Annotated in this window: 26 protein-coding genes and 1 tRNA gene; 8 read left to right on the forward strand and 19 right to left on the reverse strand. The window is 40.1% G+C overall.

Annotated elements, in window-relative coordinates; genetic code table 11:
• Positions 1-5: 5 nt before the first annotated feature.
• Genes EHQ49_RS16060 through EHQ49_RS16085 form a run of 6 tightly spaced genes read right to left on the reverse strand, consistent with a single transcriptional unit; the run spans position 6 to position 6,658 of the window.
• Entirely contained in the window at positions 6-1,346 is a 1,341-nt protein-coding gene (locus tag EHQ49_RS16060) for an N-acetylmuramoyl-L-alanine amidase (protein ID WP_135580631.1), read from the reverse strand.
• 55 nt (positions 1,347-1,401) lie between these two features.
• The gene (locus EHQ49_RS16065) at positions 1,402-2,154 is read right to left on the reverse strand and encodes a hypothetical protein (RefSeq protein ID WP_135580632.1); all 753 of its coding nucleotides are present in this window, start codon (positions 2,152-2,154) and stop codon (positions 1,402-1,404) included.
• A 58-nt stretch (positions 2,155-2,212) separates the two neighbouring features.
• On the reverse strand, positions 2,213-2,872 hold the full coding sequence (locus EHQ49_RS16070; protein ID WP_135580633.1) for an O-methyltransferase: 660 nt from the start codon (positions 2,870-2,872) through the stop codon (positions 2,213-2,215).
• Positions 2,869-3,708 carry an MBL fold metallo-hydrolase gene (locus EHQ49_RS16075; protein ID WP_135580634.1) on the reverse strand — a complete coding sequence of 280 codons (840 nt, stop codon included), beginning with the start codon at positions 3,706-3,708 and terminating at the stop codon, positions 2,869-2,871. The genes EHQ49_RS16070 and EHQ49_RS16075 overlap by 4 nt, the downstream gene beginning before the upstream one ends.
• On the reverse strand, positions 3,708-5,111 hold the full coding sequence (locus EHQ49_RS16080) for a M16 family metallopeptidase (RefSeq protein ID WP_135580635.1): 1,404 nt from the start codon (positions 5,109-5,111) through the stop codon (positions 3,708-3,710). Before EHQ49_RS16080 ends, EHQ49_RS16075 begins: the two co-directional genes overlap by 1 nt.
• Positions 5,108-6,658 (reverse strand): M16 family metallopeptidase, encoded by a 1,551-nt coding sequence (locus EHQ49_RS16085; protein WP_135580636.1) that lies wholly within the window; start codon positions 6,656-6,658, stop codon positions 5,108-5,110. The genes EHQ49_RS16080 and EHQ49_RS16085 overlap by 4 nt, the downstream gene beginning before the upstream one ends.
• Before the next feature lie 21 nt (positions 6,659-6,679).
• On the opposite strand from EHQ49_RS16085, the gene EHQ49_RS16090 reads away from it, so the two are divergent.
• Positions 6,680-7,375 (forward strand): hypothetical protein, encoded by a 696-nt coding sequence (locus EHQ49_RS16090; protein ID WP_135580637.1) that lies wholly within the window; start codon positions 6,680-6,682, stop codon positions 7,373-7,375.
• Positions 7,376-7,807: a lipoprotein gene (locus EHQ49_RS16095; protein ID WP_135580638.1), complete on the forward strand. Its 432-nt coding sequence runs from the start codon at positions 7,376-7,378 to the stop codon at positions 7,805-7,807.
• A 9-nt stretch (positions 7,808-7,816) separates the two neighbouring features.
• On the opposite strand, the gene mpl17 is transcribed toward EHQ49_RS16095, so the two are convergent.
• From mpl17 to EHQ49_RS16140, 9 genes are all read right to left on the reverse strand, one after another.
• A complete protein-coding gene (mpl17, locus tag EHQ49_RS16100) occupies positions 7,817-8,245 on the reverse strand; it encodes a cell surface protein MPL17 (RefSeq protein ID WP_135580639.1) in 429 nt (142 codons plus the stop codon).
• A 13-nt stretch (positions 8,246-8,258) separates the two neighbouring features.
• The gene (locus EHQ49_RS16105) at positions 8,259-9,416 is read right to left on the reverse strand and encodes a DNA methyltransferase (RefSeq protein WP_135580640.1); all 1,158 of its coding nucleotides are present in this window, start codon (positions 9,414-9,416) and stop codon (positions 8,259-8,261) included.
• Positions 9,417-9,485: 69 nt separating this feature from the next.
• Positions 9,486-10,448: an RluA family pseudouridine synthase gene (locus tag EHQ49_RS16110; protein WP_135580641.1), complete on the reverse strand. Its 963-nt coding sequence runs from the start codon at positions 10,446-10,448 to the stop codon at positions 9,486-9,488.
• Between the two features lie 3 nt (positions 10,449-10,451).
• A complete protein-coding gene (locus EHQ49_RS16115) occupies positions 10,452-11,687 on the reverse strand; it encodes a PilZ domain-containing protein (protein WP_135580642.1) in 1,236 nt (411 codons plus the stop codon).
• A gap of 2 nt (positions 11,688-11,689) precedes the next feature.
• Positions 11,690-13,942, reverse strand: a complete 2,253-nt coding sequence (locus tag EHQ49_RS16120) for an alpha-hydroxy-acid oxidizing protein (RefSeq protein WP_135580643.1) — start codon at positions 13,940-13,942, stop codon at positions 11,690-11,692.
• Positions 13,939-15,081 (reverse strand): tRNA 2-thiouridine(34) synthase MnmA, encoded by a 1,143-nt coding sequence (gene mnmA, locus EHQ49_RS16125; RefSeq protein WP_135580774.1) that lies wholly within the window; start codon positions 15,079-15,081, stop codon positions 13,939-13,941. The genes EHQ49_RS16120 and mnmA overlap by 4 nt, the downstream gene beginning before the upstream one ends.
• Position 15,082: 1 nt before the next feature.
• Positions 15,083-15,964 carry a hypothetical protein gene (locus tag EHQ49_RS16130; protein ID WP_135580644.1) on the reverse strand — a complete coding sequence of 294 codons (882 nt, stop codon included), beginning with the start codon at positions 15,962-15,964 and terminating at the stop codon, positions 15,083-15,085.
• Complete coding sequence (locus tag EHQ49_RS16135) at positions 15,928-16,155, reverse strand: hypothetical protein (RefSeq protein WP_135580645.1); 228 nt, start codon at positions 16,153-16,155, stop codon at positions 15,928-15,930. Before EHQ49_RS16135 ends, EHQ49_RS16130 begins: the two co-directional genes overlap by 37 nt.
• 22 nt (positions 16,156-16,177) lie before the next feature.
• Positions 16,178-17,239, reverse strand: coding sequence for a sensor domain-containing diguanylate cyclase (locus tag EHQ49_RS16140; RefSeq protein WP_135580646.1), 1,062 nt, complete (start codon positions 17,237-17,239; stop codon positions 16,178-16,180).
• 167 nt (positions 17,240-17,406) lie between these two features.
• On the opposite strand from EHQ49_RS16140, the gene EHQ49_RS16145 reads away from it, so the two are divergent.
• Positions 17,407-17,479 (forward strand) — tRNA-Met (locus EHQ49_RS16145).
• A gap of 6 nt (positions 17,480-17,485) precedes the next feature.
• On the opposite strand, the gene proC is transcribed toward EHQ49_RS16145, so the two are convergent.
• Genes proC through EHQ49_RS16160 form a run of 3 tightly spaced genes read right to left on the reverse strand, consistent with a single transcriptional unit; the run spans position 17,486 to position 19,770 of the window.
• A complete protein-coding gene (gene proC / locus EHQ49_RS16150) occupies positions 17,486-18,277 on the reverse strand; it encodes a pyrroline-5-carboxylate reductase (protein ID WP_135580647.1) in 792 nt (263 codons plus the stop codon).
• Entirely contained in the window at positions 18,258-18,956 is a 699-nt protein-coding gene (locus EHQ49_RS16155; RefSeq protein ID WP_135580648.1) for a YggS family pyridoxal phosphate-dependent enzyme, read from the reverse strand. Before EHQ49_RS16155 ends, proC begins: the two co-directional genes overlap by 20 nt.
• A 7-nt stretch (positions 18,957-18,963) precedes the next feature.
• Positions 18,964-19,770 (reverse strand): hypothetical protein, encoded by an 807-nt coding sequence (locus EHQ49_RS16160; protein ID WP_135580649.1) that lies wholly within the window; start codon positions 19,768-19,770, stop codon positions 18,964-18,966.
• 69 nt (positions 19,771-19,839) lie between these two features.
• Between EHQ49_RS16160 and EHQ49_RS16165 the strand changes: the two genes are divergently transcribed.
• The 3 genes from EHQ49_RS16165 to nadE are packed head-to-tail and all read left to right on the forward strand — an operon-like array spanning position 19,840 to position 23,803.
• Positions 19,840-20,589: a flagellar filament outer layer protein FlaA gene (locus tag EHQ49_RS16165; protein WP_135580650.1), complete on the forward strand. Its 750-nt coding sequence runs from the start codon at positions 19,840-19,842 to the stop codon at positions 20,587-20,589.
• Entirely contained in the window at positions 20,590-21,867 is a 1,278-nt protein-coding gene (locus EHQ49_RS16170; protein WP_135580651.1) for a 3-deoxy-D-manno-octulosonic acid transferase, read from the forward strand.
• Positions 21,854-23,803 carry an NAD(+) synthase gene (gene nadE / locus EHQ49_RS16175; RefSeq protein WP_135580652.1) on the forward strand — a complete coding sequence of 650 codons (1,950 nt, stop codon included), beginning with the start codon at positions 21,854-21,856 and terminating at the stop codon, positions 23,801-23,803. Before EHQ49_RS16170 ends, nadE begins: the two co-directional genes overlap by 14 nt.
• Before the next feature lies 1 nt (position 23,804).
• Here the strand turns inward: nadE and EHQ49_RS16180 are convergent, their stop codons facing one another.
• On the reverse strand, positions 23,805-24,494 hold the full coding sequence (locus EHQ49_RS16180; RefSeq protein ID WP_135580653.1) for an LIC_20245 family lipoprotein: 690 nt from the start codon (positions 24,492-24,494) through the stop codon (positions 23,805-23,807).
• Positions 24,495-24,536: 42 nt separating this feature from the next.
• Here EHQ49_RS16180 and EHQ49_RS16185 point away from each other — a divergent pair, with 42 nt between their 5' ends.
• Both EHQ49_RS16185 and rsmI read left to right on the forward strand, forming a co-directional pair.
• Positions 24,537-25,277, forward strand: coding sequence for an LIC11073 family putative lipoprotein (locus tag EHQ49_RS16185; RefSeq protein ID WP_135580654.1), 741 nt, complete (start codon positions 24,537-24,539; stop codon positions 25,275-25,277).
• The gene (gene rsmI / locus EHQ49_RS16190) at positions 25,267-25,989 is read left to right on the forward strand and encodes a 16S rRNA (cytidine(1402)-2'-O)-methyltransferase (protein WP_135580655.1); all 723 of its coding nucleotides are present in this window, start codon (positions 25,267-25,269) and stop codon (positions 25,987-25,989) included. Before EHQ49_RS16185 ends, rsmI begins: the two co-directional genes overlap by 11 nt.
• Positions 25,990-26,005: the final 16 nt, after the last annotated feature.

The following is a 26,005-nucleotide window of genomic DNA, read 5'->3' on the forward strand; positions in this document are numbered from 1 at the left end:
ACAAATTATAAAACATCATCAAAATAAGTTTCATACCTTTCTAGGTTTACTTTTTTACCCTTAGGATTGTAAGGGAGAGAAGGTATTTTTTTTACATCCAAACCAACAAACAAAGAGTAAATACCAACAGCCAGTGAAATAGCAGTTTCTTTTTTATTTTGAGTTAGGTATTTGATATCGCGATTACGATTTACGTAACCAATTTCGATAAAAGCACAAAGGGCATTGGTATAGGTTGGTAAACTATAAGTAGAAATATAGGGTTTTTGGATGGGGCCAAGTTCCGGATAAGGAGAATTTTTTTCTTTTAATTGGACTGGTAATCCATATTGAACAAAACGCATCAGTTCCTTTGTTACATAATGGTTGTCACCGCCAAAACCTTCTTTCCCACCTTCCCTTCTCCATTCTTCTTTTTTTCCTTTTTCCCTCTCCCAAAACTTTCCTGTTTCCAAAAAATCTTCGTGGTTTGTAGCATAAGGTCCTGGTTTTCCAATTTGTTTTTCCCAATTGGCATCATCCGCATACTTCCAACTAACCATATTTTGGCGGTATCCTTCAAACTTAGAAACATCAGTTTCCTTACCACTTTTTTTAGACCAATACCCGTGAAGATAAATCCAAGTGTCCGCCGTGGCATTTTCTAATTTGGACCAACCGGATTGAAAAATCAACCATTCCGACCAAGGACCATTGACAAAACTGTTTTGTGATTTTTTCTTTTCAGAAATTTTTTTGATTTGGGAAAATGTTTTGAAACCAGGAGTGAGAACCGCTCCCATCCCTCCTGTTTGGCCTTTACTTGCCGGATTCAAATGGAGTGACAAGACTAAATGGGGTTTTAGTTCATTGATTTTGGACAATCTCCCTTTCCGACGAACACCTGTTTTTGGGTCAGGAAAATCGTACAACCGATAAGCGGCATTTGGATCATCGGAGCTCGGATCATCATCAAAGGAAGATTCGCGTGTGAGTTTACTTTCCAATGTGACTCTTGGAAAATCCGTTTTTTTAGAAAACAGTTTGAGATAACCTTCGAATTCCTTCCAACCCGCCTCGGTTTCTGTAAGTTTTAAAACGCGGTGTACTTCTTTTGCTAAATCAAGGACGACTTTTCTTTCGGTGATATTTCCGTGTTCTGTTCCTTGTTTATAGGTTTCCAAATAGGTCTGAGTGACACTATCATATTTGTCCCCATGTTGTGTTTTGGGATCTTTGGCAATACCACCATGTCCCGGATCCACCACAATCCGAAAGACAGGCACCGATCCTAAAGGTAAGGAAAACAAAACAATCAGTGGGAAAAGAAGAAATTTACGGAAGCGAGAAAAAGATAAAAAGACCACGATGGGGTCATTCTCCGCTCCTAGCGGAACGGAGAAAAGAAAAAGATTATAGAAACTATTTTGTAGTTTGTGTTTGGCTAAAAATTTGGTTTCGGTTATCGCTTAAGTCTTTGCCGTATTTATCGGTAATCGCTTTTTTGTCTGCTTCTGCATCTTTGAAGTCAGAAAGAATCTTAATTCCATAGTCTTTGGCAATTCGGTAATGTACGATGGCATCGTAAAATCGATCCTCACGAGACATGTCCGTTGCTAATCCCATTTGTCCATAAGCAATACGAAGTTTTTGTTGGCCTTCAGCAATTTCACGATAAGGAACAACTACCTTCGATCCTTCTTGGGAAGATTCCACAAGTTGGGACTGTTCTTGGCCTGTGATGAGATCTGCACACTCTGCAAGTAGGTTCTGTGTTTTCGTATCATAGTTCTTGGAAAATTTTCCAAGTAGAGTGGAGATATCTTTTTCCAAAGCGACCATCGCTTTTCCGGAAGCTATATAAGCACGACGATAGTAATAACGTAAAACCACTTGGTAATCTTTTTTAATTTTGTCGAGTGCCGCTTTCGAATCAGGAACTTCTTCCCCGAAATTTGCTGTGACAATCGTTAACAGTTTGATTGCATTGATCACTCGGTCTTTGTTATTTTCGGAAATGTTCTTGTATTGTTTGCGTTCTAAGTTGTTCCCTTGGTCGAGTTTGTCCAGTTCCTCAAAGGACTCTTTCCCTTTTTCAGGAGCTCCAGACTCTTGTGCAGACAGAGACAAACAAAAGAAACAAAACGAAATGATGATGAAACTATTTTTTAACACGAAACTTGCTCTCCTTAAACCAAGGAGCAGAATAGCCGAGATTACAGGGGTTTGACTACTATTTTTTATCCTTTTGGAAAAAGAGTAATCCATCTCCGACTGGATACAAAGTATAACGAGAAACTTGGGATTTCACCTCATCCCAAAGAGACATGACTGCCAAATCCGATGGTTTCTTTGGATCAGGATGAAGCACTCTGCCATGCCACAACATATTATCGAATAAAAAACTAGACCCAGGTTTTGCCTCTGCCCAAAGGATACGAAAGATTTCAGGGTAGGTAATTTTATCACAATCAACAAAAAAGAGATCGGCACCCACCCACAGGTCACGTCTGTCTGCGAGGAATTCCATTACAGAGGCAGTGATCCGTTTAACATGGATTTGCTCCCAGATACCCATTTTTTTTGCATATTCATCTAAAAGAGAGGCTTGCTCTTCATGTCGATCCACTGTAAGAAACTTCGAATTCGGGGAACCTACCGCCATCCAAAGTGTCGAATACCCAAGACCCGTTCCCAGTTCCAATACTTGGCTCGGTGATAATAAGGACACCAAATGAGATAAAACAGAGCCTGTTGCCGCTGTCACAATGGGAATGTTCTTTTCTTTGGCATAGGCCTCCATCTCCAAAAAAATCGGATTTGGTTTGTAAACCAAACTAGAATCGATATAGGATTCGAGTTCTGGAATGTAGATACTAGGTCTCGGTTTCATACTTTGGGAGGTAAAAAAAGAGAAACACGATCTTTTAAAATAGGAGGGACTTTTTTACGAAGGATATCATTTAACTCGCGATAACTATAACGTTTTGATGGATGAATGAGAACGATAGCCTCATTTTCAAAAGCAGAGGCATTCGCGATGATTTCATCAAAATGTGTATGACCCCACTCCCGGGCCCGACTTACATCTCGTTTATCACAGTAGTATGTGCATTCCATAAACAGGATTTTACTTTTGCGAACATCTTCATTTTCTAATACATATTCTATTTTTGTATCCCCGGAAAAAGAAACAAAGGGAACAGAAATTTCCTCAGTAGGATCTTCACCCAGATCTTTTTTATTTCGAATTTCTTCTGAACTAAGACTTGTCCATTCCTTCTTTAACTTCCGTTTGGTTTCATAAACTGTATAACCTTGGGAGGGAACCCGATGGAAACTTTCCCACGGTCTAAAAAAATATCCTGGTTTTAAATCCACTCGGTCTCCAAAGTTTAAACCAATGAGTTCACACTCATAATCAAAACCTTCGATTTCGGAATATAGTTTCAGAATTTGCGACATCTTCGGTTCTAGAGACTTTGGGAGGTAAATTTTGGGAACGGAAAGTTTACGGAGACTTCTTTGGGACACATAATAAGGAATCCCACAAGAATGATCCAAATGAGCGTGCGATAATAGAATTTTTCCGATGTGGATTTTATCAGGATTGATAAATCCAAAATCGAACATAAAGTCAAGGGAAGGACAGATGATGGATGTCCGAATTCCTCCTTCAGACAAACCTTCAAACTTGGTTCCCTTGTATTCGAAACTGGCAGTTAACATCAATCTTCCGGGTTCAAAACCTTAACAGATCCCTGAAAAGTAGATTCTAAAGATTTTGGTCCTACAACAGTTACGATTAACTTGTCCGCTTGGAAATAAAGTTTGCCTACTCGTTTTAAGTCAGAAAGCGTTAAACGATCAATTTCTTTTCTGAAATTTTGTAAATATCCTTCAGGCATTTTATGATCACGCCTTCTCACTTCACTGGCAAGAGTTCGTTTATCATCTTCAAATTGAAAAACGAATTGATTGATGATTGCGTTTTTTGCACGAACGAGTTCTTCTTCTGTTAACGAATCAATTAACTTTGGTTGAATGAGTTCACGCATAAGTGAAAGAACTTCCTTTGCCGATTCGGTTTTTGTCATGGCAAAAAACTGGATGGTTCCATAATTTTCTTGGAATTCTGTATTACTGCCTGCCGAATAGGCAAGTCCCCTATTATTTCGAATTTCTCTCATATAATAAGAGTTAAATCCACCAGCCCCAATGATATAATTCAAAACCTGGATGGCATAAAAATCAGGATGGTTGTGTTCGGGAAGAACACCTAACATTGAGATGAAGGTTTGGTTTACATCTTTAGTTACCAAACGGATTTGTTTTCCCTCTTTTTTTATGTTTTCAGACAATATAGAGGGGGTGATGGTTTCCGATTCTCTTTGTTTTGATTCTTCTACCAAATTCGGGAAAAAATTCTCCCAAGACTTCAGATCAAAGTCACCAGTGACAAGGAATCTCCGTTTAGGTTCAGCTAAAATTTCTTTTTGGAACTGAATGAGGTCTGTAAGTTTCAGTGATTCCATAGAAGGTAGTTGCATCGAAGTCCCAGCGATGGTACCGCGAAATAGTGACTCTTTAGCTTTCCTTGACCCAAGTGCGGTAGGGTTATCATTTCTACGTTTGATTTCCTCACCTAGTTTTCCTTTCGTTGTCACCATCAAGGATTCATCTAAATTTGGTGTGGCAAAAAAAGATTTCAATACAGGAAGAACTTCCTTCTCTGTAGATTTTAAGTAGGTAATGCTAAAAACTGTTTTTTCGTAATCGATAGAAACCGAAAAAGAAGCACCATAAAACTCGAGTGTTTCTAAAAACTTCTCTTTTGGATAGGTAGCAGATCCAGATAACTCCCAACTATCCTCTAACAATCTGGCAATTTCAACAGGACGTTTGCCTAAATGTTTTTTCCCATGGTAAACGTAAATGTCCGCATAGACAATAGGAAACTCAGCATTTTTGAGTGAAAAAATTTCTACACCTGATGTTTGTTTAATGGATGAAATTTCAGGAACTTCAAAAACCAGGGGTTTGAATTGTAAATCCCGAACAAAATCGCCCATCTCCCGAGCAGAGATCGTCGAAAAACAAAAAGTTAATAAAATTATATAAATACGTTTCATTCTGATTTTTTCCTTACGTCTTCCAATATACCAACCACAACTTTATCTTTAGAAAGATAGGTAGGAATGAGCAATTGAATGTCGTTTGATGAGGTCTTCATAATTGATGTGTATTGACGGAAAAGCCCCGCCCAATCTCCATATAACAACTGATAATAACTAAGTAAGTCGGCAATACTTCCATTTTCATCTAAGGTTTTGATAAAATCGGAAACCATTTGATTCTTTACTTTATCCAACTCTTCTTTTGGAATTCCGTTTTCTTTAATTTTTGTAAGTTCTTCCCATATGATTTTTTCGATCGCTTCTGGTTTGGCGTCCTCTTTCGGTTTGATAAAGAAAACGAAGTAGTTTTGGTAACGTTCCCCTGGATAACCGTTGGCCGCTCCCACACTGACTGCTAATTTTTCTTCTAAAACAAGGCGTTTGTACAACCTTGATCCTGTTCCAGAAGTAAGGATGGTCGACAATACATCAAAAGAAGAATTATCTTTATGTGGATACGGAGGTTTTAAAAAACCCACCATCATCTGACTTCCGGAAGGGTGATACACTTTGAATCGTTTTTCACCCGGGAAAGACTTTTCTTCTACTTTATAAGTTGGTCTTGGTTTGCCTGGTTTTAAATCTGAAAAATATTTACGAATGATGGATTCCGTTTCTTCAAAATCAAATTGTCCCACAACCGAAATTACCATTCGATCTGGAGTGTAGTGTTTTTGGAAGAAAGTCTTTGTATCTTCTATTTTTAAAAAGGGAAGACCTGTGGAATAACCAATTACAGGTTTTCTATATGGATGACTTTCGAAAGCCAAAGAGAAAAATTTTTCCCGCAGAACACCTGCTCCACTATCATCAGTTCGCATTCTACGTTCTTCAATCACTACATCTCGTTCCGTATAATACTCTCGTAAAATAGGATGTTTCAAACGATCGGACTCAATTTTTGCCCAAACTTCGATTCGGTTATTAGGCAGTTGGATTTGGTAGTTTGTGACATCTTGGGAAGTATAAGCATTGAACCCAACCTCGCCATTTTGTTCATAAATATATGAATCTTCATTTTTGACAATAAAGGCATCTTGGAGTTGAATCAGATTTTTTAAACGTCGGTTTAAAGTATCTGCCTCTTCTTGTAACGAAGGGGGAATGGTTTCTCCACGTGTGGTAAGATCTCGTATTTTTAATTTAAGATCATCAAGTTCAGTTCCCCAAACTTCGATTTGTTTTTGGTATTTTTCTTCTTTTTCAAAGTCGGTGGTTCCAACAGTCTTTGTTCCTTTGAAAAGCATATGCTCTAAAAGATGGGCGGTGCCTGCTTCTTCTGGAGTTTCGTCCACGGCTCCCACAAGAAATTTGATGTATAGAGCGACAGTCGGAGAAGTTCCCCGTTTCATCAGCACAACGGTAAGTCCATTGTCCAAACGAATGGTCTTTATCTTTTCACGAAACTGGGATTCAGAGGTTCCAAAAAATTGGTCCTGGGAGAAAAGAGGCAAAAATTGTAGTGAGAAACAAAGGAAAAAGATTCGTAATTTCGACATCATCTACTAGTCTTGAAGTTGGAAATGGTTCGTAAACTTCTAATTTTAAGCCTCTTTTGTTCTTGCCGCCTCTTCACAATTGCTGATCCCAATTATGTGGAACGAGCCCTTATGAATGAAACCGATGAAGGTTTTATCTCTCGAGAATTTTTCCAAATCAAAGTAGAAATCCCTGTAACTTATAAAGAACTTTCTGGTACAGAGCGAAGGGATGATTGTAAACGAAAAGCATTTGTAGAAAGGGAAAATTTAAGTTTACCCTTTCTCTTAAAAATACAGAGACAAAAACATCAGTTCGGGGAAGGTTTCTCCGAATATTTCCAGTCCTTAGAAGGAAAGGATAGAAACACAAGACTACTTGCCAATTCCCCACAAAACGCAGCAGGCACTGGATCTGGAATACAAACCAACCCCGCACAAAGTTCTACTACAACACAGTCACAAGGCAGTCAGCAGTCTTCCCAAGGCCAAACCACTACAAATGCATCGCAAACTCAAACCAGCGGACAGAACCCGGGTGCGACACCGGGGAATCCCCAAGGCAATAAAGAGAACACAATTGAAATGATGCACAACTTTGCTTGGTTTTTTGACGGTCTCAAGCTTTACAAAGAAGATTACACGGATAGAACAAAATGTGCTTTCCTATTCCGCAACATCCAACCTAAATTAATGGAACGTGTGGAGAAAACTCCCATTTCTGAACCTAGGAAATTGTAAATGAAACAAACGCTAACAAGGATGATCCTTTCTTTCGCTATAGTAACTCTCGTTTGGAATTGTAAGTCCAAAGAAACCAAAGAAGTTGTGACACAAGCCAAAGATACTGAAAACGAAGTGATTCTAGAATTTACGAAAGCTAAGGAAGGGTTTATTTCTGAATCTTTATTCCAGGTTGCCGTTTCAAGTGTTCTAGAAACGGAATCGGCACGGACCGAAGAAGCAAAAACCATCGCCGAACAAAAATCGCTGAACTTATTAAAAACATATACCATCCCGAATCTTTCTGATAAGGGCAGGAAAGAACTTCGTGAGATTTCAAAAGAAGGCAAAATAGTCGATAAAAACGTGTCCGTTGGTGGAAGGTATTTTTTCTTATATCAAATTCAAAAAGCCAACTTAAAACGCCTTGTGACCAAAGACCTAGAATGATTAAGAATTTTAGATAGAAAAAGATCTGTTAACCTTAGCAGGTATACAAATGTTTTTCACAAAGTTACAATAGAATAATTTTGCATCTAATTGTAATTTACCCTTACCTTCTACTTGGAAGGTTAAGGGTTTTAAGTATTCAAAGTATTCTGGTTTTTTAGGGTGAATTGGCCCTTTCAGTTTTAAATCTGCATTTGTGACTTTTAATCCATCAGCACCAGACAAAAAAATTCGATGTGGTGCTTCCATTTGAAATCCAAAGTCCTTTGGTAAAAACAATTCTAATTCATATTTACCAACTGCTTTTTGTTTGATGGAAATTTCAATGGGGTGTGATTCTAAGGGATCCGCATTCAATTGACTGATAGAATCATTACAACCTACAAATCCGAAAGAAATCAAAAAAGAGAATAAGGCAAAAAACTGAATTTGTTTCATACAATGATTAGACTTACAAAACTTTTCGTAAAACCACACAACGGTTGGAATTTGTGCCTTTTTCGTTATTGGAAACTTGCCAACAATTGGAAAGTTTTGTAAAATTTTGCGTATGGACATAGGTTTTGTTCCAAACAAGACCGGTCCCTTCAGCCATTCTTACCACATCTTCATCCAAATACAGAATGGAATTCCCTTTTTTGACTTCCCCTACTTCCATTACCATGTAAGCGCCTTTTTTAAGAACCCTTGCCGATTCCTTTAAGGTGGAACGAATGAATTCATTCCAATCACTGATATTACTAAAAATACTCAGTTTTCGATCTTTCGATTTTTTAATGTCCAAAAACCAGTGACGCAACCAATTATCGCCCTCATAGTCCACCTTATCGAGGAAAGGTGGGGAAGTCACAATCAAATCGACTGATTCAGAATCTAAATTCGGAACAGAATTTGCCGAACTTAGTGAATACAAATTGTTTTTAGAGAATTCATGGTAGAACGGTGGAATGGGAAGTGCCAAATCTCTTTTCATCTTTTGAAAAATTCTGGGTTTGATCGGCCGATATTCTGGAGTTTGTCCCCGTTTGATATTGTTCTTTGCTTGGGCTTCCGAAGGAATAGAAACTTGCGGAAACGTATAAACAGAAAAAAATCCAGTGCTATGACCATGTAACCGTGACAAGGCGATAAGAGAAATAAATTTCATTTCGACAGAAAGATCCTCTGCCATGTATTTCTTTAGATTTTTGATTTCCTTTAAAGTTTTCGGGTGAAAAAAAGGAAGAAGGTTCACGTCAAAGGGATCATCCTCCACCTCTCTTTCTAAATCCAAAGAATTTAACTTTTTCTCTAAATCTTCGAGTTTAGGAACATATTGTCTCGCACTCGCAAGAAAAATAGACAAAGGATGGATGTCATTATGAACTGCCACATGCCCTTCAATATTGGCCTGAATGGCTGTTGTTCCCCTTCCACCAAACGGATCATAAACGACCAGATTCTTCTTTTTTAGGAATTCCTTCATAAAGAAAGATGGAAGTTCCGGTTTGAATGATGCTCTATAACTTACTGTATGATGAATTGGATGTCCTTGACGTTGTTTTGCTGTCCAAAACTCACCAAATACGATCTTATCGGAATCCTTTAATAGTCTGCCTGCTCCTGCCATCCTTTGCAAAAGCCTCCTCTCTCTTTATAGAAAGATCGGAGGAAAGGCGATTCTTAAGTTGGATTTTTATTAAAACCTATGGGACATAGTCTTTACATTAGGGAAGAAGGAAAGGATCTCAGTCTGCGGATTCGATTGGACTCTTATTTCCCTCTGGACTCTTTCGTCCACATAACTTATGCTATGTGCGTGAAGAAGTTGACGTTCGAATCCGAGTTCTACAAGTAAAGCAGGAGTAAGGCCTGACTGAACAAAATCCAAAAACATAGTTTCTCTTGGACCGTACAATTTATCACCAAGGATGGGAAAACCTAAATAGAGTAAACTTGCCCGAATTTGATGGATCCTTCCTGTCAATGGCCGAATAAGCACCAAACTAATATTTTGTGACTCATTATAATCAATGGGTATAAAATGGGTAGATACTGATTTGGAATCAAGAAACTCGAGCGGAGAAAACTTCATTTTCTTTCGAATGGCGGAATCCAAATCCCGACCGATAAACCCTTCCAAAGAAACTTCCGCTTCCATCCTCCCCCGAACCACTGCCAAATATTCTTTTTTCACAACTCTCGATTCAAATTTTTTTTGTAACCAAGTACGACTATCTTCCGTTTTTGCAAAGATCACAATCCCTGAAGTTTCTCGGTCAAGTCTGTGTACGGGAATCACTGTGGGATAAACCATCTCCAATAGATTCAGTAAGGTCTGAGTTCGGTACCTCCCTGCCGGGTGCATGGGTAAGTTACCAGGTTTATCAATAAAAAGAAACTCACTTGTTTCCTTTAAGATTGTATAATTCGTATCCACATCCGGTTCCTTGATCCGGCCAGGAATGGGTTCATAGGTTAAGGTATCTCCCTCCCGAAGAACTAAATGGGGAGTTGCCACTTCGCCCTGGACTTTAACACGGTTCTCTCCGAGTAAAAATGCCCACTCTTCAGGATCATGGTAGGGAAATTTAGTGGTAAGGAATTCAAAGACCGTCCTACCCGCATAAGGGTATCGAATCAATGATTGATAAGAAGTCATTACTTAAGGTTCAGGGAGAGGTTCCTCTGAAGGAAAATCTGACTCTGGCTCCATTGTTTGAGCAAAAGGATCACCAGGTTCATCCACAGCGCCTACAACAGTCGATTCCTCGGACGGTTCGGAAGTGGCTTCTAGATCTCCATTTTCATTTGTCCCTGTCAACGGCTGTTCTTCAGACGTTTCTTCTTCTTTTCCTGTATTCAAGAAACCTTCTAATACTTCTACGTCTTTCTCTGTTAGGTTGTAGAACTGACATCCAACCCGGAAGTTTGTTTCTTGGTTTCGGATGTTTTTGATAATTCCGCGAATGGTGACACGTTTTCCCTCTTCTAAATTTAAATCAAAAAGGATAGTTCCATTCAAAGTGACTGACCTAGAAAAAGAACGGGAAGGTGCATGGATAAAACTAATCCCCCCCATACTTAAGTCCATTACCTGACAGACATCTCTTGATTCTTGGAAAACACCCGTGCTAATGATGTCACGGCTGACCGCATTCGAAAAGGTTTGGATTTGTTTATAAATTTCAAAGTCGAGGGGTTTTTCAGATAAAACTTGGACATAACCAAGGTGAACATAACCTTTATATTTGATCGGAACACAAATTTCAGAAGTATAGGTATCAGGAATTTTAGAATTATCGAAAATTCTTAAGTATTCATCAAATGGAAAAAAAGCAGGTGATGCAGTCGACTTCTCCTTACGATCAATGATAAAAATATCTTTATCGTAGTGGTGCATTAGACGAAGGCGATTGTCCATACGTCCAGCAAAGAAGATGGAAGATTGAGGAAATGCCTTTGCTAGTTTGGTTCTATAGGCAAGAAGGATGGCATCTACTTTTTTATCATCAAATCCGATTGCTTTCGATACGTCGTTTACGTTGATGATATTGGTAACAACAAGTCCTGTTTGGATTTGACTGGCTTCCACCCGAGCCCCTTGTCTTGTCGCCGCTGCGATTTGGATTTTGACAGGAGTTAATATTTCGATACCGTTTCCATCCCCACCCGCTACAATGAAATGAGCAAAAAACTTACTACCATTGTGGACAACAGTGAGAACACGATCCCGATTGGGAAACTTTAGGTTAGTATTGATGATAAGGGCTTTATTTTTTAAGGCAATGATTTTTACGGGATATTCTTTTTCTGCATTGATAATGTATGCAGGAAGTTTACCGAAAAGTGCGGTAATTACTTTCAGAATACCATCGGGGTCTTTGATTTCCTTTTCCATACTCAACCGTGAAGTTTATGAAGCAACATAGTTCGCTTGATGTCCACTAAAGTTTTAGCTCCGGTAACACTCATTGATTGTTTTAGTTCTTCCGAATATTTTTGTAAAAGAAAACGAATTCCAGCATCTTCACCACCAACAAGTGAAATGGCTACAGGTCGTCCGATGAGAACTGCATCGGCACCAAGGGCCAACATTTTAAAAACATCCATTCCCGAACGAATTCCACCATCCACAAGGATTGGGATTTTCCCCTTTACCACCTCGGCAATTTTAGGAAGGATACGAGCCGTTCCCGGCATTCCATCCAAAACCCGTCCTCCATGATTTGAAACAACAATTGCGGAAAACCCACCTTCTACGGCCAATTTAGCATCTTCCGGATTCATAATCCCTTTGAGAATAAAAGGTAATTTGGTTTTTTCTTTTAATCTAACCAAATGATCCAATGGCCTTGTGATACTGGATAAATTCTTTTGGACCATGGTTTTGAAATTTACAGCATCAATGTCCATTCCAAGAGCGAACACTCCGTCCGCTTCAGCTTGTTTAAATCGATCCACTAACATGGATTCATCTGCCCTTGGTTTACAGATGAGAATTCCTTTTCCACCAGATTTCTTCAATGCTTCTAACATAATTTTATATTTTTCAGGAGAAGCACCATCTCCAAGCCATGCTAAACTTCCATTTTGAACAAAAGATCGAACCACAAGATTAGCATAATCAGCATCGGTCATCACAAAGTTCATGTTAGTACCTACACCTGTCATAGGAGCAGCCATAATGGGAGTTTTTAAATCATAACCTAAAAACTTAGTTTGGATCTCAGGTAGAATATGGTCTCTGATATAACCAGGTAGGATTGAATATTCTGATAAAGCCAGGCTATTGTCATGGAAAGTTTCCATACGACCCACCCCACCCATTCCAGGAATCCCTGAGGCACAATTACTACCGTCACATTGTTTACAAACCCAACAAATATCTTTACCAAATCGAATCCGTGCTTGATCACCAATTTCTTTTTCGGTGATGGAAAACTGTTCATCCACTTCGAAACGAATTGTTTTTTTTACTTTTTCAAAAACTAGTTCTGCATCTTTTAATGTGTCAGCAACGATGATCACATGACCCGACTTATCGATATTGTTTGTTGGATCTTTAATGATATCTCCAGGTTTGGATTGAATAAAAACCTCAGAAACACCATCAATTTTTTTGGTTTCTTCCACTCCACCAATGGTAACGAGTTTTCCTGCTTGAGATAATAACGAACGTTCGATGGATACGCGAGTAATTACTGGATCTAGATTGTCGGGAGTTTCTCCCAGGGAAATCAAAAGCGCGGCACGGTTTAAGTTCACACCAGTAGACAAGGGATAGGTAAACGCAGACATAAATCCGCCAGAAAGCCTGGCAGCAATTTCACCAATTTTTACGCCGTCTTTTGTGACTTTAATATCACCTTTTCCTGCACCGAGATGAATCCCTAGAGCTCGCATTCCGCCTGCCATCACTCTTTCCACTTCATCCAATACTTCTTTCGACATCGCAGAAGGCATGTTATGCCCAACTTCTATAAAATAAGGTTCACGTTCGATGATTCTATCGGCAATACCTGTCATTCGAATTTGACCTTGGAAAGCCAAAGCATCCACGGAAAGTTCAGGACCTTCCATATATTCTTCCAAAATCAACTCTCCCGTAGGACAAAACCTTTTGGCATGACGAAAAGCGTTGGTGAGATCATCTTTATTATTTACTTTGATGACTCCCCGAGCTCCCATATTGTCAGCAGGTTTCATCACAAGAGGAAAAGTCAAAGAATCAAGTGCATCTTTTGCATCTTGCAATGACCAAACAGGAGCAAAACTAGGAATAGGCATTCCAAATTCTTTCAACCTTTGCCGCATCTTTACTTTGTTAGATGCAGCTTCTGCATCTACAAAACGTATACCAGGAAGTTGTAACGCAGAGGCAACAGCAGCCACCGTCATACTAGCATCAGTTCCAGCGGTGATCACACCATGGATTGGCGAGTTTTGCACAAATTTTTTAGACTCTCGAACCATCCCTTCTACGTCCTTTGTGGACATAAGAATGGCTTCATCGGCTATTTGAAATCCGATAGAGGTGGGGTTCATATCAGCTACCACTGTATGCAGTCGCATCGTTTTTGCAGTTTGGATGATGGGAACTTGTAACAATCCTCCCCCAATGATGAGGATTGTTTTGCCTTCTACAGATTTCAAATGGTAACGCTCTCCGCCTCTAATACCGTAGCCTTTTTTACCTTACGAGTGATGGATCCTTTTTGAATGATCCCACCCGCATATAAATAATCACCATTTGTCGGATAAAATGTTGCTGATTGTCCAGGAGTGACACTTTTTACATCTTCTAAAAATTCGACTTTCCAGGTATTTCCAAGAGAGGTCACCTTGCAATGAACAGGTGCACTTCTGTAACGAATTTGAACTTTCATTTCTTTGGATTCACCCACTTCCATTGGCGTAAGTGCTTGATAGGTAATCTCTTCTAAAATAAAAGATTCCGAAACTGTTTCTTCTTCTTCCCCAAGTACAACAGTTCCATCATCTTCAATCGAAAGAACATAAAGAGGATTTTTCCATGCAATCCCAAGTCCCTTTCTTTGGCCGATAGTGAATCCTTCTTTTCCTTGGTGTTTCCCGATGATTTGGCCGGATGCCAATTTGAAAAATCCAGGAGTGAACTCCATCCCCTTTTTCTTCAAAAAGGATCTATAATCATTTTCAGGAATAAAACAAATTTCTTGAGATTCTGGTTTTTCCGCAACGGGTAAGCCCATACGTTTTGCAATCTCACGTACCTCGGCCTTGTCCATCTCACCCAAAGGGAAAACAGTATTTTTAATATTTTCTTGAGACAATCCGTACAAATAGTACGTTTGATTTTTTTTCATGTCGACTGCGTTTCGAATGGCATAACGACCATCCACTTCCACAACGCGAGCATAGTGACCAGTAGCAATCTTTTCTATACCTAAAGTTTTTGCTTGTTCAAAAAGAGCACCAAACTTTACGAAGGTGTTACATTCTACACAAGGATTTGGTGTCCTTCCATCTTTATAATCATTGATAAAACGATCAATCACTCGTTCCCCAAACACCTTTTCCATTTTGATCACGTAAAAAGGAATGTTTAAAGAAAGTCCCACATCCCTTGCATCACGGATGTCTTCAGGAGAACAGCAGGATTTTTTAGTAGTATCACAGGCGGGAGCTTCATATTCCCAAGTACGTAGGTTGACCCCGATCACATCGTAGCCGGCTTCCATCAGAAGTCCTGCCGCCACTGCGCTATCTACCCCACCACTCATCGCTACTATGATTTTTTCTTTTTCTTTCACCTTAGTTTTTGGTGTGAACAATTCCCACACGCCCCCGAGAGAAGTCCCAGAACAAGGGACGTGTCCGAAGTATGTCTAAACCGATCACCCAAACCTCTTCCCTATCCTTGTCCCCCGGCAAAAGGAAATTCTCAAGTGAAATTCCTGTGAGGAACTGGACTTGTCTGTATTCTTCTCGAATTCCTGATTTGGCCACTAAATACAAAACGGAAGTCGATTCCTTATGAATTGCGGTTTGGATCTTGTTTCCGGCAAGGAAGACCTTTTTTTCCCCAAGAAACCGGTCACTGGGAGCACTTGGAAGAAGGTTTAAGGAGGATCCTGTGTCGAGAAGACCAAAAGAAGTATGGCCTTCCGGATATTCGAACGCAACATAGTAATGATCTCCCTTCTTTTTTGTATTCAGAAGTTTTAGATCTGTAGATAGATAAGCATCTGGATGTTCGCAAAAAGGAGAATCACCTGGAAATCGTTTCAACTCTTCTCCAAACCAGAAGATACAACTTCCAGAAAAAAAATCCAAACCGATGAGCCCGGGAATGGATTCCGGTAGAATTCCTTTTCTTTGATTGAGATGAAACAAGTAACCACCCAAAGTGAAAACAGAACTTTCTTCTGAACCGGCCGATTCATAGAAACTTACGTCAGATCCCGTATCCCATAAAAATGAAAACGTTTTTCCTTTGGTTTCAATTCCCGTAAGTAAAAGATAACTTCCTTCGTCCACAACAGAAATACGAACATGAGGTGGAAGGGTTTTATTTGAGGGAAATTGATATAAAACAGAAGTTTGGTGAGAGCGCACGGGGCCTTGGATACAAGCCCCTAAAAAAAACAAAGAAAGACTTATACTAACTTTTTGATACAGCGAGAGTTTGGACATCTTGTGTAATCTACGATACAATCACGGTATTCAATTCCCGTATTTACGTCCTTAGTTTTGTATTCGATGAAACAAGAGTATGGTTGGAAATCATACGAAGAAAGACCCAAGGCCCGATTTCGTATGGATTCATATACATCGGAGGAAACCGATGGAGAGAGATCGTTGAGTAGGTATGCCGGCTCTGCCATACTCTACCCATCGGCAAATTTCCTAATCTTTATAACAAATTGTGCGATTTCTACCAGAATGTTTCGCCTGGTACAAGGCTTTATCGGCCCTTTCGATCAGATCTTTGTTGTTACGATCCGTGATTCGAAAGCTAGACACCCCCACTGACAAAGTGACCTTAAGATCGGTTCCATCGTTCGGGTTTTTGACTACCATCGATTCCACCGCCTTTCGGATCTCCTCTCCTTTTAACATCGCCTCTTCTTCTGTGGCTCCTGGCATCACAAGGCAGAACTCTTCCCCACCATACCGTGCAGGAATGTGATGTCTTTGACCTGCGTTGATCACTTGTTTTGCGACCTCAATGAGAACCACATCACCTGCCTGGTGGCCATAAGTATCATTAAAACTTTTGAAATGATCCACGTCTGTGAAAAGTAAACAAAGTTTAGATCCTTTTTTTCGACAACGATCCATTTCTTCTTTGAGTTTGGTTTGGAAGTAGTGATGGATTTTTAAACCCGTCATCATATCCACTGTGGCCAATTCATACAACCGAGCATTGTCCACGGCAATCCCTGCTAAGTTCGCAAGGGTAGTCATAAATTCTTTTTCATCTTCCAAAAACTCTTCGGAAGTCATCTTGTCTCCAAGAACAAGAAGTCCATTCACCTTCCCCTTCGCATTGAGTGGAACCAAAATCTCAGCTCCCATTTTCCGAAGGTAAGTAATGTCTGGGATGGATTTTAAACTGTCCATAAGTAGGATTTGATCCATCGTAATGGCTTTGGGTTTCTCTTCAAAATAATGAATCAGAGGACTATCAATTTTGATTTCGTAATTCTGTTCTTCTGGACTCAGCTCAAATCCTTTAATAGACTGGGGTTCTAATTTAAATAACCCCAAGTCAATTTCAGGCTCCAAATACATGGCTGCATGGAGAGTCTGCAACTGCGCCAAACAGATGTTAAGAATCGCATCAATGAGATACTTATAGTCTAGCGTGGAATTCAGTGCACGAGAGATTTCCAGTAGTTGTTTTTGGTCGTAGATTTTTTTTTCGTAATGCTCAAAAACGATATCAGTGTTTTCTTTAAAAGACAAAACGCACCGCCAGAATTCTGTATAAGATAGGAATCATTCGTCCTTTTTGACTACTGTAAAGTAAGATTTTGGCGGAAACCGATAAATTTATGATCCAAAGAAAATAGAGAAGTTTTCACAATGTTTACGTTGACAATTTACCAATCTTTAAAATACTGGTCTTATACCGCGCGGTGGAGCAGCTGGTAGCTCGTTGGGCTCATAACCCAAAGGCCACAGGTTCGAATCCTGTCCGCGCAACCGTTTTCATCCTTTTCCCAATTCCTTACTTCTCTCCGTCGCTCTTCTGACAGCATCTCTTACGGCGGTTGAGAATCCTCCCCTTTCCAAAGCATCCAGTCCATGAATGGTTGTTCCACCAGGAGAAGTCACCCAGTTGCGTACTTCCATGGGATGGAGGTTGGAATTTTCCTTTCGAAGAGTGCGAAAATAAACAAGGGTTCCCTCAATGGTTTCCATCGCCAAAGACAAAGACTCCTCGTAACTCAAACCCTCTTGCAAACCGCCCTCAGCCAGAGCCTGTAAAAAGGTTAAAACATAAGCCGGACCCGATCCCGAAAGACCAGTCACTGCATCCATAAGTGATTCTTTTGTGATCCTTGTGGTAGTTCCCATTCCATAAAACAATCGTTCTACGCTTGAAACAACCTGGTCTTCACAAAAATACGCCATTGCCCCTCGTTCAGAAACAAGTGGTAAATTTGGCATCACCCGAACTGAAAAAGAACCTTTGGGTGCCGATTGAGAAAGTGTAGAATAAGAAACACCGGCAGCAATGGAAACAAAGGTGGAAGGTTTCGAAAATTCTTTTAGAACGGAAACCACCAGGTTCGGCTTCACAGCAATGACAATCACTTCGGATTCTTTACCGATGGCATCGAGAGTGTTGACGAGAGTCACTCCCGAAACAGGAGATTCCTTTAGGTTCGGATCAAACCCATACACCTTAGTTCCTTTTTTCACAAGAGCGGTAGCAATGGCCGACCCCATCTTACCAAGTCCGACAATTCCTACAGCTTTAAATGGATTCATTTGCATAGTCCCTCTCTCCAAAAATTTTAGATCCAACTCGTAAATAATCGGATCCTAAGTCGGTAGCAATTTCATAATCACCACTCATTCCCATAGATAATTTTTTATCGGGAAAATATGTATCACGTAGTTCTGCGAGAAGCGAAAACACTTCCTTCGTTTCCGCCAAATTTCCGCTAGATGGTCCCATCCCCATAAACCCCTCCCAAATACAATATTGATTTTGGTAACCGGATAGAGTCTCTTTCATATTACGAAGGGTTTCAAAACCCATTCCATGTTTGGTATTTTCTTCAGTCAGATTTGTTTGTAAAAAATAGCGGATAAGAGTTTTTTCTTTTTCTGCCCGTTTTAACAACTCCTTCAAAGAAGAGATACTTCCGACTCCGTGTGTATAGGAAAAAATTCCGAATAACTTGCGCAAGGTTCCTGACTGAACAGGACCAATATGATGTAAATGGACAGACGTGGCAGATTCAGGAAACTCTTCTCGGAGTTTTGTGAATTTGGAAACGGCTTCTGGAATGTAATTTTCCCCAAACTCGCGAATCCCTTGTAAATATGCCTCTTTTACCACTTCATAAGGTTTGGTTTTGGAAACGGCAATCAATACCGGAGATCTGTTAGGATACAAATCCTGTAATGACTTTTGAATGGAGAGATAAGTAGAACCGTAATCGGACACGATTCGATTACTTTGCTAACGCTTTTTCTAAAGACTCAATACGTCGTTCGATCTCCACAAATCGTTTTTCATTTCGATCTGTTTGTGTAGAAAGTTTTTGTTCCACAGTGCGCATCCGAACTTCTAAAGAAGAGGAACCAGTATCCTCATAATTGTTCTTTTGCAATTTTTGCGAATAAGATGATTTTTTTGATTTCGTACCTTGTCGTTTATCCGTTACAGAACTATATTTTTTTGTGCGATTTTGACTGGTTACTGATTTAGAAGATTTAGATAATTTTGATTCTGATTTTTTTGTCAGTTTAGTAGATTCTTTAGAATCAACTTTCGATTGTTTGGTGAAAGAACTGGAGTCCACTGCTTCCGAAACTGATTCTTCTGTCTTAGAGGATTTCTTTGTTTTTTTGGTTTCTTCTTTGGGTAAAAAAGATTCTTCCACTTGGTCTAATTTTTCTTGCAATCGAGAAGAAGGATCGGTCTTCTCTTTGGCTTTGGTGGAAGCTGCTACCGATACAGAACGAGGACGATCCGTATCGGGTTCCATTTCATCCAACCCAGGTAATTCTGGAAGTTTGGAACGATCTTCCGCCGAAGGATTTGTATCCCTTTTAGAAAAATCTTCTTTGGGTGCAGGAATCCCAGTGGATTCTCTTTCAATTTCCCGATCCACTACCTCAACATCTTTGTTTTTTCCGATGGTTTGGAGCTTTTGGTAAATTTCGTTTCTATAGATAAATGCAAAAATGAACGATGAAAGAAGTAGGACCACTAGAATGGCAGTTGTGAGTATTTTCAAATTGTCGCGGCGGCCCATGACGTGCGGATTCCTTTCCTTTGATAAAAATAGAGTACACGTTTTTGGTCTTTCGAAAAGTGAGAAATCATGAAAACTGCAAAAAAATTTACATTCGGTTTGGGTTTCCTACTCATGATTTCCGGTCTTTTGTCTCTTCCGCGGCCCCATGATCCCGACGAAGCCGGTCGAGTCCAAATTTTAAAATCTGCCCTCAGCATTGATTCCAGTTACCTTCTCTTCCTTGTAGAAGACTTTGAAGGAGAAAGACCTTGGGATTTTTACCGAGTTGATTCCTTTCTTGCCGTAACTCAGTTTGCTGCCTCCGTTCCAAAATCAGAAGCTTTTTTACAAGAAACAACCATCTTAAAAGAGTCGGGTTATCCAAATCTTCAAAACCAAACTAGCTTTCTTTTGCAAAGTTATGTAGAAAATCCGCGCCTCGACCACTGGGAAGTGCGACCAAAAGAACCGATTCTTATGCCACTCGGAATGCCGATCCAAGGAATCCTTTGGGTGTACTCAGAGGGCCACCATATCAACCTAAGTATGGGGCTTTCTCAAAAGAAATCGAAGGATCTGTATTTTGATTTGGGAACTTTAAATTTTGTAGGTTGGAGACGCCTGGAATTTAAGATCAACCTTCCTAAAGAAAATACAAGGCTCATCCAATCTATGTCTTTTCCCATTTCCTTTGCTTCCTTTCGATTGAAAAGTCTAACTTCACAAAAGAAAGGAGAGTTTCATTTATACTTTGACAATTTGAGTTTTGTCATTGATAAAAGAACTTTCATCTACCCTGGTTCCGAAGTGAACGATACTTGGGGTAACAAACGCTAAATGGTATATTTTTTTTACAACACCCTTATCCTTCTTATCTTTTTTATATTAAAAATTCTTTCCTTATTCGTAAAATCAGTTCGTGAAGAATTAAAAAAAAGAGAGAGTTCTATCAGCCGAATTTTTTCGAAATCGGCAGAGGGAAAATTTGTGATTTGGCTCCATGCAGCAAGCGTTGGAGAATTGGACCAAGCAAAAGCTCTCTCGGAAACCATTCGTAAAAAAAATAAAAACGTATTTATCATCCAATCGGTTTTCTCCTCCTCCGTAAAAGAATCTTCGTTTACCGATCCTTTGGCGGATTTATATTTTTATCTTCCTTTGGACAAACCTTATGCCTATGATCGAATTTTGACTCATTTTAAACCCCAAGTTTTACTGGTGATGGCTTGGGATACTTGGCCCAATCTTTTAAAAACAGCCTCTCGTATGGGAACTAAGTCCTATCTTTGTTGTGCAAGTTTGTCCTCGGGGTCTTCCAGAAAAAATCCACTGGTACGATCATTGACAAAAGCTTCTTTCCAATACCTCTCCGGAATTTATCCAAGCCATGAACTAATGGCCAAAGAATTTATTGGTCTTGTTTCATCCAAAACGGATTTCCAAGTGTTAGGTGATACTAGATTTGAATCGGTTCTTGGAAAGTTGGAAACCAAATCCCCTAACCCGGCCTTCACCCAATTTGTTTCTGACCAAAAAGAATTCTTAAACAAAAACAAACCTATCATCTTTGGATCCACTTACGGGGTCTGTGAAGAACGACTTACCAGTTATTTAAAAACACATTCTGATGATGCATATTACTGGATTTTTCCCCATAAATGGGAATCAGATCGTATGGAAAACTGGATTCCGATTCTAAAACAGTATGGAACCGTGGGAGTTTTTTCCAGATTAAAAAAGGAGGAAACTTTGCCGAAGTTCCTTCTCTTCGATCTCATGGGAATCCTTGCTTTTGCTTATCAGTATGGAAGTTTTGCCTATGTAGGTGGAGCATGGCGCCACCGGGTTCACAATACGATTGAACCTGCTGCCCTGGGTCTACCTGTGATCACTGGTCCCAAAATTTCCAATGCACCCGAAGCCATCGTTATGCAAGAATTAGGTGGTCTATTCAGAACAGAAAATGAATTTGAATTTGTTCAAAAATTAGACCTTTTAATCAAAGATAAAAATCTGAGAGAAAAGATGGGCCGTGGAAATCGAAACTTTGTTGTAGAAAACAGAGGTGCGTCGGAAAAGATTTATAACCGAGTTTTCGCTGATGCCCAAAATTAAAATTGTCGCCGTTACGCTAAATACAACTCCCTTAGATTTTTCAGGGAACTGTGAATCAATCCTCCAGGCAATCCAAAGTCCAGAAGCAAACGAAGCGGATTGTATTCTTTTTCCCGAACTTTGTATTTCTGGTTATGGATGTGAAGATGCATTCTACAAACCCTATGTTTGGACCCGTTCCGAAGAAATCATTAGAGAAATAAAAACACAATCACCTAATCAAATTGTGATTTTGGGCCTTCCTGTTTTTGTTGATTCATTTTTATACAATTGTATGGCTGTGCTGTATGGTGGTAAAGTAGTTGCCATTGTTCCTAAATTAAATTTAGCAAATACCGGCGTACACTATGAACGCAGATGGTTCCACTCCGAATCAGAATTTTTAAACAAAACCATCCACTTTGCTGGAGAAGAAGTTCCTTTTGGACATTTTATCTTTCAATCGCAAAATTGGAATTTTGGAGTGGAGATTTGTGAAGACAGTTGGTCTGTACAAAAACCCGCTTCTTTTTATAGCTTACAAGGAATGGATGTTTTGTTTTCTCCAGGGGCATCCCATTTTGCGATGGGAAAACAAAATATACGTAGGCAAATTTTCACCGAGTCCAGTAGAAACCAATGTAATCTTCAAGTGTTTACCAATCTTTCCGGCAATGAATCCGGGCGGATCATTTTTGAAGGAGGTGCCATTTTTGCTTCTGTGGGTAAATTAGTAAAAGAAGGTCCGCGACTTTCCTTTTCTCCTTTTCAAATCACTTCATACACATTTGATCCTATGGAGATCCGTGCGGCCAAAGCTCGCTCCTTTCGAGATCCAAAACCGAAATGGCAGGGAGCAGAGTTTCCCAAAATCCAACTTGGTTTGGTAAAGAAAACAAACGAAAACGATTCTGTTGGTTTTTCTCTTTTGGACAAACGAAAAGAAATAGATACGAACACAGAATTAAGTTCTGAATTCTTCCACCTTTCTGTGTATGAGGAATTCACAAGAGCGGTTTGTCTGGGTCTTTTTGATTACTTACGAAAATCAAAAACAAAAGGTTTTACCCTTTCCCTTTCCGGTGGGGCAGACAGTGCCACTTGTGCCTTACTTGTGAATGCAATGAAAGAGATCGCCAAACGCGAAAATGGTGACTCTATCTTTCCATCTCTCGGAATCGATGAAACGAAATTACTTGTCACCATTTACCAAAAAACAGAAAACAATTCCACTCTCACGGAAGAAATTGCAAAAGCTCTATCAAAAGAGTTGGATTGTCCTTTTTATTCCATACCCATAGACCAAGCTGTTGTTACTTCCGTAAAACTAATCGAATCGGTTCTTGGAAAAACATTGAATTGGAAGGAACACGACCTACCTCTGCAAAATATCCAGGCAAGAGTTCGTTCTCCCCTCGTTTGGTTACTTGCGAATATTAATGGACATTTACTTTTATCAACAGGAAACAGAAGTGAAGCCGCTGTTGGTTATACTACCATGGACGGTGATTCCTCCGGCTCCATTGCTCCATTAGCGGGAGTGAGTAAAGAATTTTTACTCGATTGGTTGGATGATATACAAAACGGTAACAACCGTTTCATTTCGCCAAAGGATTCCATCCGCATCTTACGGAATACAAAACCAACGGCAGAATTAAAACCTTTATCAGAACACCAAGAAGATGAAAAAGATTTAATGCCTTATCCCATTTTGCAATCGATAGAAAAAAAATTGGTATTTCTTGGTCTGAGTGATCTAGACTGTTTGGAAAACCTAAAACAAGAATTCCCTTGGGAAACAATGGACAATCTTTTAGGATATCTAAAGAAATTTAAAAAATTATTCGGTATCTCACAATGGAAACGAGAAAGGTTACCTCCCTCCTTCCATTTGGATGAGTACGGCCTGGACCCAAAATCCAGTTACCGTTACCCCATCCTATCAGGTGAAATGTAAATTAAGGAGAAATCCCCGCTTTTTGGAAGGCGTTGGTTGCTTCCTTTTCCACCTGTTCATTTTGGTATTGGATATTTTTCAAAATCTCTTGGAACTTCTTATCCATCTCTGGGTCATCACCGCCTTGCGATTCAATCAGGTAGTTGATAATTTCCAATCGGTCTTTTCCTTGTTTACGCACATGATTGTAATACAAGGTGATATCGGTTGCATTGGGAGTTCCACCAAACACAGAGTTTGTGGCTCTCGATAACTTTTGATTGAATTCAGACTGCTTTTTTTTGTCGTCTGGGGTCAATCGTTTCGGAATCAAATCATTATCAGGGAATTGTTCCCTAAGTTCATCAAAAGCCTGCATAGCTTCTGGAGGATAGGGTTTGCCAGTTTGCGGATTGATCGGCATCTCACCTGCTTCTGAGCCGGCAAGACTACCATCTTCCTCATAACGCATCCCACCCGCATTGTAGTAGTCGGAATCAAAGATGGAGCCTGCGTCTTCCCCACGCACTCCCAAACGATTGGTTCCTTTGGGGTTACCGGTTCCACCCCCAAATAAGGCAAGGGCCTGCGAACTTCTTTCTTTTTTACGCCGAGCCTCTTCTTCGTCCTCTCCACCCATAACGAGTAAGATGAGAAAAAAAAGCCCAATCAGAGAAATGGAGACAAAGAGTAATTTTTTTTGGATTCCCATAGATTGAATTCCTGAAAACTTGGAAGGGAAACGAGAAATAGAATGCGTTTTCCCTCTTTACATCCACTTTACTTTGTCTGCATATCTTTTCTCTCTTTTTTTCAATGCGGAATCAATACAGATACGCCCGTGGCCCCTTTTGTATTTTTAGTTCCTCCCAATGTTCCGCAGTTACTTGCCGTTGTCGCCGTGAATAGTAACATTACCAACGACTACCAAACTGATGTTTTTAATTACAATATAGACCCAAGACCGGAATACATCATCCGTTACTATGTTACCAACAGAGAACCGCAATTTTTAGGTTATAATCTCTATGTAACTACTGCTTTTCCTGGGATCATCCAGACCATCCAAGGGGAATGGCTGGAGGATGGGGTCCAACCAAGTTTCCCTCACCTTCCCTACGAAGCTTCCACTGAATCCTCAAAAATAGTAACCAAACGGATTCGTTTTGCCGTTCCTCCTCCGGGAGCAGAATTCTTTCAAAAATGCCAAATCTATAACTTTACTTTGCGTTCAATGTTAACGGGAGGACTGATTTCCAATCCCTCCACCCCGATCAGCACTTGTGCCATTCCGAATCGGGTGAACGACATCCAAACTCTTTGTGCAACAGGAGCCGGCTGTAATACAACGATTTGTGCCAATGCGGCTTGTGGTACCCCCTCTGCCTGTGCCCTAGGAACCGCTTGTAACCCTTGCACCAAAGGCAATAACGATCTGGCTTGTACCTGCCCCGCTGGTGCCTCTCCTCCAGGATGCCAATACGTTGGCCCATAAACGCGAGTCAGGTTCTCTCTATGTAGTGGCCACTCCCATAGGAAATTTGGGAGATATCACTTTGCGAGCTCTAGAAATTTTCAAGGAAGTGGACCTTGTCCTTTGTGAGTCGGCGAAAGAAACTCGCTCTCTTTTCTCTCGATTAGAAATAACCACTCCGGTTCTTGCCCTTTATAAAGATAATTCAGAATCTCCCTACTCCAATGTCCTAGAACAACTCTTAAATGGGAAATCCATGGCTCTTGTTTCTGATGCGGGAACTCCAGGTGTTTCCGATCCAGGAAGCCAGATGGTCCGAACCGCAAGGGAAAAAGGAATTCGAATTGTACCTGTGCCTGGTGCTTCCGCACTCACTGCTTTACTTTCCGTTTCAGGATTTCAGGTCAATCCCACGTATTTTTTGGGTTTCCTCTCTGAAAAACCGAGTAAAAAACGCCGAGAATTAGAAAGAGCAAGTGAGATTGATGGACTCGTTGTTTTTTACGAATCGGTCCACAAACTTCCCAGACTCTATCCGATGCTTGAAGAACTTTTTCCGGAGACGGAAGTTCTTGTGGGAAGGGAGTTGACAAAGACCTTTGAAGAGGTACTTTACTATGCAAATCCTAGGGAACTGGCTCACAAACCGCCAAATGCCAAGGGAGAGTTTGTTTTTCTCTTAAATCATCGAAAAAAAACACTTAAGGGAAATTCGGATTCCACCGATATGTGATGTAGGAAGAGGACTA

The sequence above is a fragment of the Leptospira perdikensis genome (genome assembly GCF_004769575.1).
GTDB lineage: Bacteria > Spirochaetota > Leptospiria > Leptospirales > Leptospiraceae > Leptospira_A > Leptospira_A perdikensis.

Coding starts and splice junctions, on each gene's coding strand:
- EHQ49_RS16070 (WP_135580633.1), bottom strand. CDS start 2,872: ATGAAACCGAGACCTAGTATCTACATTCCAGAACTCGAATCCTATATC.
- EHQ49_RS16075 (WP_135580634.1), bottom strand. CDS start 3,708: ATGTTAACTGCCAGTTTCGAATACAAGGGAACCAAGTTTGAAGGTTTG.
- EHQ49_RS16080 (WP_135580635.1), bottom strand. CDS start 5,111: ATGAAACGTATTTATATAATTTTATTAACTTTTTGTTTTTCGACGATC.
- EHQ49_RS16085 (WP_135580636.1), bottom strand. CDS start 6,658: ATGATGTCGAAATTACGAATCTTTTTCCTTTGTTTCTCACTACAATTT.
- EHQ49_RS16090 (WP_135580637.1), top strand. CDS start 6,680: ATGGTTCGTAAACTTCTAATTTTAAGCCTCTTTTGTTCTTGCCGCCTC.
- EHQ49_RS16095 (WP_135580638.1), top strand. CDS start 7,376: ATGAAACAAACGCTAACAAGGATGATCCTTTCTTTCGCTATAGTAACT.
- mpl17 (WP_135580639.1), bottom strand. CDS start 8,245: ATGAAACAAATTCAGTTTTTTGCCTTATTCTCTTTTTTGATTTCTTTC.
- EHQ49_RS16105 (WP_135580640.1), bottom strand. CDS start 9,416: ATGGCAGGAGCAGGCAGACTATTAAAGGATTCCGATAAGATCGTATTT.
- EHQ49_RS16110 (WP_135580641.1), bottom strand. CDS start 10,448: ATGACTTCTTATCAATCATTGATTCGATACCCTTATGCGGGTAGGACG.
- EHQ49_RS16115 (WP_135580642.1), bottom strand. CDS start 11,687: ATGGAAAAGGAAATCAAAGACCCCGATGGTATTCTGAAAGTAATTACC.
- EHQ49_RS16130 (WP_135580644.1), bottom strand. CDS start 15,964: ATGTCCAAACTCTCGCTGTATCAAAAAGTTAGTATAAGTCTTTCTTTG.
- EHQ49_RS16135 (WP_135580645.1), bottom strand. CDS start 16,155: ATGGCAGAGCCGGCATACCTACTCAACGATCTCTCTCCATCGGTTTCC.
- proC (WP_135580647.1), bottom strand. CDS start 18,277: ATGCAAATGAATCCATTTAAAGCTGTAGGAATTGTCGGACTTGGTAAG.
- EHQ49_RS16160 (WP_135580649.1), bottom strand. CDS start 19,770: ATGGGCCGCCGCGACAATTTGAAAATACTCACAACTGCCATTCTAGTG.
- EHQ49_RS16165 (WP_135580650.1), top strand. CDS start 19,840: ATGAAAACTGCAAAAAAATTTACATTCGGTTTGGGTTTCCTACTCATG.
- EHQ49_RS16170 (WP_135580651.1), top strand. CDS start 20,590: ATGGTATATTTTTTTTACAACACCCTTATCCTTCTTATCTTTTTTATA.
- nadE (WP_135580652.1), top strand. CDS start 21,854: ATGCCCAAAATTAAAATTGTCGCCGTTACGCTAAATACAACTCCCTTA.
- EHQ49_RS16180 (WP_135580653.1), bottom strand. CDS start 24,494: ATGGGAATCCAAAAAAAATTACTCTTTGTCTCCATTTCTCTGATTGGG.
- EHQ49_RS16185 (WP_135580654.1), top strand. CDS start 24,537: ATGCGTTTTCCCTCTTTACATCCACTTTACTTTGTCTGCATATCTTTT.